General features: G+C 63.3%; 12 protein-coding genes. 2 read left to right on the top strand and 10 right to left on the bottom strand.

Features of this window, described 5'->3' with window-relative positions:
• The 7 genes from ACK5NW_RS10970 to ACK5NW_RS10940 form a co-directional block, all read right to left on the bottom strand.
• Nucleotides 1–884: carbohydrate kinase family protein (locus ACK5NW_RS10970; RefSeq protein WP_416927950.1), on the bottom strand; the 884-nt coding region annotated here is incomplete at its 3' end.
• 53 nt (nucleotides 885–937) lie between these two features.
• A complete protein-coding gene (locus tag ACK5NW_RS10965; RefSeq protein WP_416927949.1) occupies nucleotides 938–2836 on the bottom strand; it encodes a DUF3426 domain-containing protein in 1899 nt (632 codons plus the stop codon).
• Nucleotides 2837–2949: 113 nt separating this feature from the next.
• Nucleotides 2950–3837 (bottom strand): 50S ribosomal protein L11 methyltransferase, encoded by an 888-nt coding sequence (prmA, locus tag ACK5NW_RS10960; RefSeq protein WP_416927947.1) that lies wholly within the window; start codon nucleotides 3835–3837, stop codon nucleotides 2950–2952.
• Between the two features lie 75 nt (nucleotides 3838–3912).
• The gene (accC, locus tag ACK5NW_RS10955; RefSeq protein WP_416927945.1) at nucleotides 3913–5262 is read right to left on the bottom strand and encodes an acetyl-CoA carboxylase biotin carboxylase subunit; all 1350 of its coding nucleotides are present in this window, start codon (nucleotides 5260–5262) and stop codon (nucleotides 3913–3915) included.
• 141 nt (nucleotides 5263–5403) lie between these two features.
• A complete protein-coding gene (gene accB / locus ACK5NW_RS10950; protein WP_416927943.1) occupies nucleotides 5404–5880 on the bottom strand; it encodes an acetyl-CoA carboxylase biotin carboxyl carrier protein in 477 nt (158 codons plus the stop codon).
• A gap of 123 nt (nucleotides 5881–6003) precedes the next feature.
• Nucleotides 6004–6576, bottom strand: coding sequence for a TlpA family protein disulfide reductase (locus tag ACK5NW_RS10945; RefSeq protein ID WP_416927941.1), 573 nt, complete (start codon nucleotides 6574–6576; stop codon nucleotides 6004–6006).
• On the bottom strand, nucleotides 6573–7169 hold the full coding sequence (locus ACK5NW_RS10940) for a hypothetical protein (RefSeq protein ID WP_416927939.1): 597 nt from the start codon (nucleotides 7167–7169) through the stop codon (nucleotides 6573–6575). The genes ACK5NW_RS10945 and ACK5NW_RS10940 overlap by 4 nt, the downstream gene beginning before the upstream one ends.
• Nucleotides 7170–7394: 225 nt before the next feature.
• On the opposite strand from ACK5NW_RS10940, the gene ACK5NW_RS10935 reads away from it, so the two are divergent.
• On the top strand, nucleotides 7395–8348 hold the full coding sequence (locus ACK5NW_RS10935) for a DUF4198 domain-containing protein (RefSeq protein WP_416927937.1): 954 nt from the start codon (nucleotides 7395–7397) through the stop codon (nucleotides 8346–8348).
• A 146-nt stretch (nucleotides 8349–8494) separates the two neighbouring features.
• Nucleotides 8495–9991 (top strand): UDP-N-acetylmuramate:L-alanyl-gamma-D-glutamyl-meso-diaminopimelate ligase, encoded by a 1497-nt coding sequence (gene mpl / locus ACK5NW_RS10930; RefSeq protein WP_416927935.1) that lies wholly within the window; start codon nucleotides 8495–8497, stop codon nucleotides 9989–9991.
• Between the two features lie 63 nt (nucleotides 9992–10054).
• On the opposite strand, the gene ACK5NW_RS10925 is transcribed toward mpl, so the two are convergent.
• The 3 genes from ACK5NW_RS10925 to ACK5NW_RS10915 form a co-directional block, all read right to left on the bottom strand.
• Nucleotides 10055–10816, bottom strand: a complete 762-nt coding sequence (locus ACK5NW_RS10925) for a tyrosine-protein phosphatase (protein WP_416927933.1) — start codon at nucleotides 10814–10816, stop codon at nucleotides 10055–10057.
• Between the two features lie 95 nt (nucleotides 10817–10911).
• A complete protein-coding gene (locus ACK5NW_RS10920; protein ID WP_416927931.1) occupies nucleotides 10912–12288 on the bottom strand; it encodes a HAMP domain-containing sensor histidine kinase in 1377 nt (458 codons plus the stop codon).
• Complete coding sequence (locus ACK5NW_RS10915) at nucleotides 12285–12971, bottom strand: response regulator transcription factor (RefSeq protein ID WP_416927929.1); 687 nt, start codon at nucleotides 12969–12971, stop codon at nucleotides 12285–12287. Before ACK5NW_RS10915 ends, ACK5NW_RS10920 begins: the two co-directional genes overlap by 4 nt.
• Between the last annotated feature and the right edge of the window lie 43 nt (nucleotides 12972–13014).

The following is a 13014-nucleotide window of genomic DNA, read 5'->3' as shown; positions in this document are numbered from 1 at the left end:
GCATCCACCACATAATTCTGCGGCCCGCGCGCGGCAATCTTCAGCGCGCCCAGCCGGTTGCCCAGCGCGGCGCAGCGCGGCAAGTCCCAGCCGCGCTCCAGGCCCACCAGCAGCGCGCCGCGCCAGGCGTCGCCACAGCCGGTGGGATCGACCTTTTGCGCGGGCGTGGCCGCTGGCACACGCTGGGCAGCGCCGTCCTGCCACACGTCACAACCGTCACCGCCCAGAGTGACCATCAGCCCACGCACGCGTTTTGAAAGCGCCGCCAGATCGGTGCCCATGCGGTCGCACAGCATGCGGCCTTCGTAATCGTTGACAGCCACCCAGGTGGCCAGTTCGACAAAGCGGTTCAACTCAACGCCGTCGAACATGGGCAGGCCCTGACCGGGGTCGAACACGAACGGAATGCCCGCAGCGTGAAACTGCTCGGCATGCTCCAGCATGGCCTCGCGCCCGTCGGGCGAGACAATACCCAGACGGACGTCATCGCGCGCGGGCACGCGACTGCGGTGCGCCAGCATCATCGCACCGGGGTGAAAGGCGGTGATTTGGTTGTTGTCCTGGTCGGTCATGATCATGGCCTGGGCGGTGTAAGTCTCAGGACAATTCAGCACGTAATCAGTGCTGATGCCCAGCGCGCGCAGGCGTTCCATGTAACTGCCGCCGTCAGCCCCCACCGCCGCCATGGGCAGTGGTGTGCCGCCCAATTGCTGCATGGCGTAGGCGATGTTGCCCGCGCAGCCGCCAAAGTCGCGCCGCAGGCTGGGCACTAAAAATGACACGTTCAGGATGTGCAGTTGCTCCGGCAGGATTTGCTGGGCAAAACGGCCCTCAAAGTCCATGATGGTGTCAAACGCCAGCGAGCCGCAGATCAGGGTGGCCATAAAGTCAGAGATCCATTCAGTCAGAGTGCGCGAGCATGGGCAACGCCCGCGCCTCAAGGGTAAAACACCGTCAGTCGGTAGCCCATCACCGCATCGGGGCGGGCAGCGCCATCCACCGTCAGCGTGCTGGCACCGCTGAATTCACCGCGCGCGGCCAAGGACGGTGGCGCGCTCAAATCGGCGGCAGTGACCACGCGACGCACCAGCGCCTGGTCTTGGGCATCGGTCAGCGTCAGCTCCAGATCGGGCATGGCCACTGGCAGATCGGCCGTGTTGCGCAAGGTGACGCTGAAGCTGAATTGGTTGTCGCTCAAACGGGTAAAGCCCGAGCCGTCAATCACCATGGCGTTCAGTTGACGATAAGGCCGCACCGCGCAACCCAAGGGCTGACACACGGTTTGCAGCAGCGGCAACAGACCCGGATGGCGCGCGGCCAGCCAGTCGCGACGCGCCACGGCCACTTGCAACAGCAAAGCCAGCAGCAGCACCGCCGCCGCCGTCCACAGCCCGACACGCACCGGACGCGACGACCAGAAGGCGCGACGCTGGGCCTGTTTGACGAACGACAGTTCACCGCCCTGCGCTTCAGACCCGCCCGTAGATTCTGGCGATGACTCAGGTGCCGATGCGGGCACGGATTTCTTTGCTGCCTCGGGCTTGCGCCTGCGATCCGACGCCGAGGAGGCTTCTGGCTTTAACTTGGGCTTGGGATTCTTAAGCTCTGCCACACTGGCAGAAGACGCATTTCCTGGCTGTTTGGCCGCAGACGCGGACGCCAACACAGGCTCAAGAGCAGGCGCAGCAACCAGTGCAGGAGCTGGCTCTTCGATCGGTGCAGCGACCGTCGGCGAAGGCTTGTCCGGTAGTGCGACCGGTGACAAGGCATCCGGCGCAGGCGAATCGTCTACCGCGCGCTCAGTCGCCTGCGCCGTCGTGTGCACCCTATCGTCTTGCAGCAGTGGTGCCTCTTTAAACCTTGCCTGCACATCCGTCGCCCCGGCCTCTGCGGATGGCTTCGCCGGTGGCTCTTCGGACGCATTCACGGACACCTCTGCGGGCGGTGTAAATGTCACGGCATCCGGCTCAGCCATCTCAGGCACCAGAATGTTGGAATCCAGCACATAAGAGGCCGCAATTTCGGAAGGTGCAAAAAATCCGGCATGCGCTGGTGCAGCGTCTTCAGCGGCTTCCAGTGTCGCAACAGGTGCTGCAAGCTCCGCAGGCTCGGTCGCCCACACCGGCTCCATGAAAGCCGGGTGGGTGGGCAAACTTGTCCATGCTGCCGGTTGGGTGGGCCGTTCGACTTCGGGCAGCGGCTCAGGCCCCAGCGCCTGCGGCGGCCATTGCACGAGCGCGTTTGTAGAAACATCGATGGATGCATCCACGAGCGCTTCTTCTGCCTGCGACTCAGCGGACGATTCGACAGCCGCAGGCGAAGGCGGCTTGAACAGCTCTGACTCCGCACGTGGCGCAATGGCAGACGGGTCAAGCAGCAGCACCGCGGGCGAGGGCGCTGCTGCGGCAAGCTCAGATGTCGCAGCAGGTGGCGCGGGTGACTCTTCGACCGGCTCGGGCAGCGCAGCAGGCGCATCCCCCCGCTCCTTGGCAGGCACCGACGCTGCATCGCTGGGTTTGGTCAACATACCTGCCGTCGACACGACGGGACCATAGCTTGCCTGCGGCACAACCGATGCGGGCCGTGCAGGCGAAACAGATGAAGCAAGTGGTGCAGACAGTTTTGGCGACGGCGCGGGCAATTCTGGCGGTGGCGGCGCAGGTGCAGACAACGCCGCTTCGGCCTGTTGGCTTTCTTCGTACGACAGCATGTGCGCGGCCGAGTCGAACACCTCGCCACAATGGCCGCAACGCACCCAGCCCGCCGCAATGCGCAGCTGGTCCGGCACGACCTTGAACATGGTCGAGCAGGTCGGGCAGCGGGTGACGAGGCTCATGGGTCAGCGATCGGTTTGGCAGCTCTGGCGGGAGCCAAAAAAGTGCCCCGATTGTAGGCAAGCTGTGCGCCGAAACGCACAACCTGGCAGGGGCAGGGGTAGGCCCAAGCCCATCACGCGGGCTTGCGCGCCGCCAGCAGCACCCAGCCGTCTTCGGCGTCGGCCACCGCAAGCGGCACATAGGGCGCGTAGGCTCGTTGCAGCTCTTCGGTCTGGCGTTCCAGCACTCCGGCCAGCACCAGCGCGCCGCCGGGCTGCACATGGCCGCACAACAGCGGGGCCAGCACTTTCAGTGGCGTGGCCAAAATGTTGGCCAGCACCGTGCCGTACAACCCTTGCGCCAAATCGGGCAGACCCGCGGCCAATGGCACGCCGTTGGCCGTGGCGTTGTCGCGGGTCGACTGCACGGCGGCTTCATCGATGTCCACCGCATCGACCTGGGCTGCGCCGTGCAGCGCCGCACCGATGGCCAGGATGCCGGAGCCGCAACCGTAATCCAGCACGCGCTGGCCTGCCAGACCATGACGGGCGATCCAGCGCAGGCACATGCGCGTGGTCGGATGGGTGCCGGTACCGAAGGCCAGGCCGGGGTCGAGCCGGATGACGTGCGTGGCCTCGGGCGGCACCTGGTGCCAGGTGGGGACGATCCAGAACGTGGGGGTAACAGGCACCGGATCGAACTGCGATTGTGTCAACCGCACCCAGTCCTGCTCGGGCACTGGGGCGATGGACTGCACCTCGCAGCCAGCAAAAAAGTCTTGCAGCGCCAGCAGTCGGGCGGCCTCTTGCGCGGCGGCTTGGTCAGTAAACAGGGCCACCATGCGTGAACGCTGCCAGCTTTGCGCAGGTGGGGGCAGGCCAGGCTCGCCAAACAGGGCACGCTCGGCCTGGGTTCCCGAATCAGCGTCTTCGACCGACACGCTGAGCGCGTCCAGCGCTTGCAGCGCATCGCTGATCGGCTCCACCCGGTCTTCAGGGGCCAGCAGTTGAAGTTCAAACACTTTTTGCTACCAACAAAATAGCTGCATACGCCGATGGTTACAGCGCCAAGAATCAAAAAGGCTGGCGCAAAAACATCAGCGCCGATGCTCGCTCAGCCACTTCTCCAGGTAATGGATGTTGGTGCCACCTTCGACAAACTTGGCGTCCACCATCAGCTCGCGGTGCAAGGCGATGTTGGTGTTGATGCCCTCCACCACCGTCTCGGCCAGCGCGGTCTGCATGCGGGCAATGGCCTGCTCGCGCGTGTCGCCAAAGACGATGATCTTGCCGATCATCGAGTCGTAATTGGGCGGCACGAAGTAGTTGTTGTAGACGTGCGAGTCGACCCGCACGCCCGGCCCGCCCGGCTGATGCCACAGCGTGATGCGCCCCGGCGAGGGGGTGAACTTGAACGGGTCTTCGGCGTTGACGCGGCATTCGATCGAATGCCCCTTGAAGTGAATCTGTCGCTGGGTGAAAGGCAGCTTCTCACCCGCCGCCACCATGATTTGCGTGCGCACGATGTCCACGCCCGTGATCAACTCGGTCACCGGGTGCTCGACCTGCACGCGGGTGTTCATTTCGATGAAATAGAACTCGCCGTTTTCGTACAAAAATTCAAACGTGCCCGCGCCGCGGTAGCCGATTTTTTTGCAGGCGGCGACGCAGCGCTCGCCAATGCGCTCAATCAGGCGGCGCGGAATACCGGGTGCGGGCGCTTCTTCGATCACCTTCTGGTGGCGCCGCTGCATGGAGCAGTCACGCTCGCCCAGATAGACCGCGTTGCGGTGCTTGTCGGCCAGCACCTGAATTTCGATATGACGCGGGTTCTGAAGGTATTTCTCCATGTACACGGCCGGGTTGTTGAAGGCCGCCGCCGCCTCGCCCTTGGTCATCTGCACCGCGCCGACCAGCGCTGCCTCGGTATGCACCACACGCATGCCGCGCCCGCCGCCGCCGCCTGCGGCCTTGATGATGACCGGGTAGCCAATTTGCTTGGCAATGCGCCGCACGGCTGCCGGGTCATCAGGCAGCTCGCCGTCAGAGCCAGGCACGCAAGGCACCCCGGCCTTGATCATGGCCTGCTTGGCCGACACCTTGTCGCCCATGATGCGGATCGACTCCGGCGTGGGGCCGATGAACTGAAAGCCGCTTTTTTCCACCCGTTCGGCAAAGTCGGCGTTTTCGCTCAAAAAACCATAGCCGGGGTGAATGGCCTCGGCATCCGTGACCTCGGCCGCCGAGATGATGGCGGGCATGTTGAGGTAGCTTTGCCCCGACGGCGCGGGGCCGATGCACACCGCCTCGTCGGCCAGCTTGACGTATTTGGCGTCTTTGTCGGCTTCGGAATAGACCATCACGGCCTTCACGCCCAATTCGCGGCAGGCGCGCTGCACCCGCAGGGCGATTTCGCCCCGGTTGGCAACCAGAATTTTTTTAAACATGTGTGCTCTCGCGGCTCATGGCCCGTGCGCTGACGCGCCACCGGATCGACGGCAGAACCTGGAACGCCCCAGGGACTGAAGCGGCTGTCAGCGTAGAAAGGCGCACCCGCTGGCTCCGCTCAAAAAATCACCCGAAAAAAATCACTCGATCACGAACAGCGGCTGCCCGTATTCGACCGCGTGCCCGTTTTCAGCCAGCACTTGCGTGATGGTGCCGGATTTTTCAGCCTCGATCTCGTTGAGGATTTTCATCGCCTCGATGATGCAAATGGGCTCGCCCTCATTGACCTTCTGGCCAACCTCGACGAACGGCTTGGCACCAGGGCTGGCCGCGCGGTAGAAAGTGCCCACCATGGGCGACTTGACGACAAAACCCGCAGGCTCGGCAGCCGCCGGGGGCACCGCACTGCTGGCAGCAGCCGGGGTTTCGGCGGGTGCAGCAGCCGCTGTGGCTGGCGCGGCTTGCGTGGCCATCACCGGCTGCTGCACCACCTGTACCGGCGCAGGTGGCGCGCCCTTGACGATGCGCACCTTGCCTTCGGCTTCGGTGATCTCGAGTTCCGAGACGTTGGATTCCGACACCAGGTCGATCAGGGTCTTGAGTTTGCGCAGGTCCATGCAAATGCGTGTTAACGATAAAACGAGGCTAATTTAACCGAAATTGCGACAAATTTACCGATATTGTTTCAATTTCACCGAAACAGGCCAACGCCCACTGAAAGCGCCCCGCCAGCGCCCAGTTCAAGTCAGCTGTTTTTTCCAGCGCGCCAGATCAGCCGGTTGGACACGACCAATTTTACGATCCACCAACCGCCCGTCGGCCCCAAACACCACCGTGAACGGCAGTCCGCCCGCGGCGTTGCCCAACTGGCGCGTCAAATCCACCCCCGCCATGCCCGCCATACCGACTGGAAACGCAATCGGCGTGCGCACCATGAAACGCTTCACCGGCTCTGGTTGATCCACGGCCAATCCCAGCAGTTGCCAGCCATTGGCCTTGTTTTCGGCGTAAAAGGCGCTCAAAAGCGGCAATTCTTCGACACACGGTGGGCACCACGTGGCCCAGAAGTTGATCAGCAAGGGGCGGCCACGCAGGCTGCTCAAGGCCAAAGAGGGGCCTTCTGGCGTGGGGAAGGTTCGATCCCAAAAACCGGCTAAATCTACATCCGTGCCTGGCGCAAACCGCCACCAGGCCACGCCCGCCCCCGCCAGCCCGGCCAGAGTGGCTGTAGCGAGCAAGGCATAGCGGCGGCTGGATTTGGCGGGCAAAGTCGCCTGCGCAGGCGGTGCGCCGTTGGGGTCAAGTTCATTCATGCCACAGCCTCCTCGGCCATACGGCGCAGCAGCGCGGGCCTGTCGCCGCGCGGCGCAGCGCCATCGCCAGAAGGCTTCAAAGCGCCGCGCAGCTCGTCGTAATCATGGATCAGCAGGTGCACGCCCACCTGTTCGCCCAATTCGGGGCACCCACTGGACAAGGTCAGCGCATCCACAGAGGCACCGTTGAAGCCAGTCACGGTTTGCACGTTGTAGGCCACTTGACGGTCAATGAGCGCAATTTCAGCAGACTTAGGGTCATCACAAAACAATTGCAGGTAAATGTCAGACAACCGCGTGGCCGTGCCGTTCCACACCGCGCCCGCCACATGGGGGCGAAACTCGGCCAGCCGCTCCATCCAAGTCAGCGCCAACTGGCGCAGCGCGGCCAACTCGCCCGGCTGGGTATCGGCATGGAACAGCGCAATGTACTCGCGCACAGCGGTTTCCAGCACATCATTGCCCGGCAGCGCGGCACGCGGCGGTGCGCCCACCTGCTTGGCTGCACGGCGCTTGGCCGCGCCGTAATCCAGCCCATCGTCTACCACCATGCGCGCAGCCACGGCGGCGATTTCGTGCACCAGGGTTTCCATGAGGTGCATTGTGCCCAAATCTGCCTGCGGCAGTCACCACAAGCCCGGCACGCTTTACACGCTGCGACGGCGGGCCATTGATGAGCACACAATGCCTGCGGCCAGTGTTGAAAGCCTTGTTGACAACGAGCTGAAAACTCAAACCACCCAAACCGCGCCATGTTCACCGCGTTCATGGTTACGATCACTGAGCCTCGATCCAGCCGTTGACCGCTGGTGTTCTTCTTGCAAGCCGCATGGATACACAGCTTTCTGCCCTTTCCCCATGCTCACCTTGGAGATCAAGGCGCGTCCAACTGCCGGATCCAGGTTGAAACGTTCCTGATGACTGTCGCCGTCATTTTTTGCCATGATCACACCATGCCCCAGCTTATGCACCACCTGAAAACCGTTATCGGCCTGCTGGGCTTTTTTGCCAGCACAGCCATACAGGCTCACGTCCCCTTTCTGAAACCCAGTCAGTTCAATATCGAAAATGACCGGCTTCAGATCGAGTCGACCTTCACAGAGTTTCCATTCCAGCCCGACTTCGCCATGGATTCGCCCAACTTTTCGATGACGCACCCCAGCGGCAACATCCAGCCGCTGCAACCCAGCGCCAAAACCCGGGCAGCGGTTTACCTGGAGCCCGTCATAAACGCTACTGGCACCTATCGGGTCAGCACCGGGGTGCGCGCAGGGCCGACCTACAAGGCCGTCGAAACGGCCGATGGGAAGCTTTACTTTGCAGACGATAAAAAACACACCAAAGGCACACCCGTATCGATGAAGTACTACAGCAGTGCTGACGTTTATCTGGTCAAAGGCGCTCCAACCTACGTGCCGCGCCCCCTTGGTAGCGGGGTGGAAATCATTCCCCTGTCATCGCCCAACCATCTGGTGGCAGGCAAGCGGATGCAGTTACAGGTTTTGCATGGTGGTAAGCCACTCGCCGAAGCGCGGGTCATCACCGTTTATGCCGACGAGCATTACAAACAGCATCGCATCGAGGATTTGTACGACGTAGAAAACGTACGCACCAGCAACATCATTGCGGACCAGGCGGGCCGGTTTTCGATCACGCCTTTGCAAGGTGGCTTGATGTACCTGCTGGTCACGCTGCATCAGAAAACCAGCCTGACTGAATGGGAGAGTCATAACGGTGCCCTGACACTTGAAGTCGGACTGCCCAACCGGTAAGTGGCCATATCCGCCCTGCCTTTCCAGGCCCACCCTTGTGGTCCTTGCGCCATTTTGGAAAACTACCAAAACAATAGCTTTATATCCAGTATTTCCAACGTATTAAGCCACGCCATGTTTTGTAGTTGATCGTAAAATCAGGCCCCATGCACATTCACATTCTGGGTATTGCGGGCACCTTCATGGGCGGGCTGGCGGCGCTGGCGCGCGAGGCGGGGCACAAAGTGACGGGCTGCGACGCAGCGGTGTACCCTCCCATGAGCGACCAGTTGCGCGCGCTGGGTATTGATCTGATCGAGGGCTACGGTGCCGAGCAGATGGCGCTCAAGCCCGACGTATTCGTCATCGGCAACGTGGTCAGCCGCACACGACTGGCCAATGGCACACCCAAATTCCCGTTGATGGAAGCGATTTTGGATGCGGGCGCGCCCTACACCAGCGGCCCGCAGTGGCTGGCTGAGCACGTGCTGCAAGGCCGCCACGTGCTGGCCGTGGCGGGCACACATGGCAAAACCACGACCACATCGATGCTGGCGTGGATTCTGGAAGCTGCGGGTCTACAACCTGGCTTTCTGGTTGGCGGTGTGCCGCTGAATTTCGGCATCTCTGCAAGAATCGGTGCCCCCGCGCTCCCTGCTTCGCAGGGTGCGCTGCCCCCCGAGGAGGTTGGCCTTGCTTGGGACGGCCCGGCGCTGCGGCCGGGCGCGTCCACGCCAGCCTCACGCCCCTTGTTTGTCATAGAAGCAGACGAATACGACACCGCTTTCTTCGACAAACGCAGCAAGTTCGTGCATTACCGCCCTCGCACGGCGGTGCTGAACAACCTGGAGTTCGATCATGCCGACATCTTTGACGATCTGGCCGCCATCGAGCGCCAGTTCCACCACTTGGTGCGTACCGTGCCGCCATCAGGGCGCATCGTCGTCAACGATCTGGAAGAAAGCTTAGCCCGCGTGCTGGCCCAGGGTTGCTGGAGCCAGCGCTGCGGTTTTGGCGCGGCGGTGAGCGACTTCACCGCCCACGGCCATGCGTCTGACTTTGAGGTGCAGCAACGCGGCCAGCCGGTTGGGCGGGTGGTGTGGAACTTGTCCGGCATCCACAACCAGCTCAACGCCCTGGCCGCCATCGCCGCCGCCGAGCACGCGGGTGTGGCCCCCGCCGACGCAGCCCGGCATTTAGGCACGTTTGAAAACGTACGCCGCCGTATGGAGGTGCGCGGGCGCGTGGCGCGTGCTGGCGGCAGCATCACCGTCTACGACGACTTTGCCCACCACCCGACGGCGATGCGCACCACCATCGACGGCCTGCGTGCGCAGCTCGACGCGGCAGGCCAGCAGGCCGAGCGCATCCTGGCTGTGTTTGAGCCGCGCAGCAACACCATGAAGCTGGGTACCATGAAAAACCAGTTGCCCTGGGCGCTGGAGCACGCCGCATTAAGCTTTTGCCACACTGGCGGACTGGACTGGAACGCCGCCGAGGCCCTGACTCCGTTGGACGCTCGCGCCACAGTGGCAGGCAGCATCGACGAGATCGTGCAGCAGGTCGCCCAAGCCGCCCGGCCCGGCGACCACGTGCTGTGCATGAGCAACGGCGGGTTTGGCGGGGTACACGAGCGGCTGCTTAAAACGCTGCAAAACCAATAGTCAGCAACGGCGTTCGAGAGCGCGCCAGTCCTTGATATTGAGTCTGAACTTGCGCCCTCTGTGTCATATATCCGTGTCAGGCGACTCCAGATACACCGCCTGCAACTGGCGGCGTTCGGCAGCGCCGACACCCAAAGCCTGCGCCAGGTACTGATCCACACCGCCGTGGCCGCGTTCCACGGCGTCCAGCGCAGCGTCTAAAAAATCGGCCTGCACACGCCACAGCACGTGCAGCACTTCGGGCGAGGTGCGGCCACCTTCCAGCGTGGGCATTCGGTACAGCTCGTTGGTCAGCAGGTAGTCCTGCATGACCACGCTGCGCTCTACCCCCAGCGCCAGCAAAATCAAGGCAGCGGCAAAACCGGTGCGGTCTTTGCCTGCGGTGCAATGAAACACCAATGGTTCGTCCTTGTCCAGCAGGTGCTCAAACAGCGTGGCAAAGCGCGCCGCATTGTCGGTGACGAAGGCGCGGTAGGTGTGCTGCATCAACTCCACCGTCATGGCAGGGGTCACGGTCTGGCCCGATTCCAGCAGGTCTTTCAGGCGGTACATCACCGTGGGTTCGATGGGCAGCGGCACCTGTTGCGCGCCGGGCAAATCGTAAGCCACGGCAGCGCGCTCAGCCTGGCCACGAAAGTCAAACGTGCGCGTGACGCCCAAGCCCTGCACCGCCTGGGTGTCGGCCACCGTCAGCCCGGCCAGATGGTCTGAGCGAAACAAGCGTCGCCAGCGCACCACCCTGCCATCTGCCCCCCTGTAGCCGCCCAGATCGCGGAAATTGCTGGCACCTTCAAGGTGCAGGGAACGGTGGGGGCGCTGAGGCATAAGCAAGGCGTGAATAAAACGGACAGAACACGCATTGTCACCCAAGGGTTGCTTCTGCAACCTGTCTTGCGCCGTCTGCCCGGTCACGTGGACATCTACGTGGGCGTCTGCAAGTTTTCAGGCAGTTCAACTTGCACCGCCAGGCCCGGTTGGGCCAAACGCACCTGCCATCTGCCACCGTGCGCCTGCGCCACCAGCCGCACCAGATACAGCCCCAAACCCACACCACCGCTGGCGCGCAAACGCGCACTGTCAGGCCGGTAAAACGCTTCCGACAAGTGCGCGATCTGCTCTGGCGGCACGCCGGGGCCATGATCGCGCACTTCGATCGTCACCCCCCCCGCAGGCAGTGCCGTCAACCGCAATTCCGGCGGTGGCGCGCCCACAGGGGTGTGGCGCAAAGCGTTGTCCAGCAGATTGCGCAGCACCAGGCGCACACGGGTCGCGTCCAGTGCCAGCGTGGCAGCCAGCGCGGGATCGATCTGCAAGGTGGGCGCAGCCGTGGCGGGGCCGCGCGTGGCGATCAGGCTGCCGATCACCTCGCGCGCCAGCGCGGGCACGTCGGTCGGCTCTCGTTGCAAGGCGGCGTGCGCGCTGCTCAGGCGTTCGCCTTCCAGCAAATCGGCAATCAGATCACGCATTTCACCCAGATCGCGCAACAGGGCATCGCGCATGGGCTGCACGTTGGTATCGCCGTGCAGCAGCTCGGCGTTGAGCCGCGCGCGCGTCAGCGGGCTGCGCAGCTCGTGGCTGATGGCCAGCAGCAGACTACGCTTGGCGTCCAGCATCTGGCGGATGTCGGCTGCCATCTGGTTGACAGCGCGGGCCAGATCGTTCAGCTCGTCGGGGCGTGGCTTGCCCGATGCGGTGCCCGGTGTTTCAATCGGCAGCTCAAATTGCCCTGCGCCAAAACGCCGCACACCTGCACCAATGGCGCGAATGGGACGCAGCATGCGATGAATCAACGCGTACGCCAGCGCAGTCAGCCCCAACAGGGCTGCCAGGGTGGCCCAGATGATCGGGCCAGGCTCAGCCTGCGCGGCCGCGCGGCTGTCAAGTGTGATGCCGATGCGGTGCCCATCAGCCGTCTGGCGCACCACCGCGCCGCGCCCGGCACGAAGTTCGGTGCGCGCCCAAGGCGGGCCACGTTGCGGCCACGGGCCGGAAGTCCATTGCACCTGCGGCCCGTCAATGCGCACCACCACGGGCAGGCGCTGCACGATGGCCTGAGCACGCTCAATACTGGGTGGAGAGCCAATTTCTGTCACCAGACGGCCGGCATAGTCGGCGATCAGCGGCGATACCGTATCGCGCCAACCGCCTGAAAAAGCGCGGCCCATCCCCATCAAAAAAACCGCCGTCATGGCCAGCGCCAGCAGCAAAAACAGCAGCACCAGGCGCACTCGCAGCGAATGGCGGGCGCGCTGCCACCAGCCAACGCGCGGCGAGGTCATTGCCACGGAATCGGTCATGGCGCACGCCGTGGCAAGGCCAGCGTGTAGCCCGCATGGCGCACGGTTTTGATGGCCTCCAGCGGCTCCAGCTTTTTGCGCAAACGACTGATGACGATATCTACCGCACGGGTGTACAGATCAGCATCATGACCGCGCAGCGCCGCCAGAATGTCATCGCGGTGGAACACCTTGGCCGGTTGCTGCGCCAGCAGATGCAGCAAATCGAACTCGGTGCTGGTTAAATCCACCAGCGCGCTTTGGCGGTGCACGGTACACGTGATGGGGTCGATGTCCAAGCCCTCAAAACGCAGTGCAGCGCCGACCTCCGCCACCTGCATCGGCACACGCCTGCGCAAAATGGTTTGCACACGCGCTACCAGCTCGCGCGGCTCAAACGGCTTGGGAAGATAGTCGTCGGCCCCCAGCTCCAGGCCCACCACTCGGTCAGTCAGATCGCCACGGGCAGTCAGCATCAGGATCGGCACATCGCTTTCGCTGCGAATGGTGCGGCACAACTCAAAACCGTCCATCTCGGGCAGCATCACGTCCAAAATGGCGGCGTCAAAGCCGCCTGCGCGCAGGCGCGACAGGCCCGCGCTGGGTGTCAGCGCCTGCTCCAGCGTCAGGCCAAAACGTTGAAAGTACTGCGCCAGCGGCGGGCCCAAGTGCACGTCATCGTCGATCAGTAAAACCGTGCTCATGCCTGCATTGTGGCAACTGGGCGTGGCTTGCCGTGCACGCCAC

It is taken from the genome of Ottowia sp. (assembly GCF_047975795.1).
Lineage (GTDB): Bacteria > Pseudomonadota > Gammaproteobacteria > Burkholderiales > Burkholderiaceae_C > Ottowia.
This window is presented reverse-complemented; position numbering and strand designations above follow the sequence as displayed.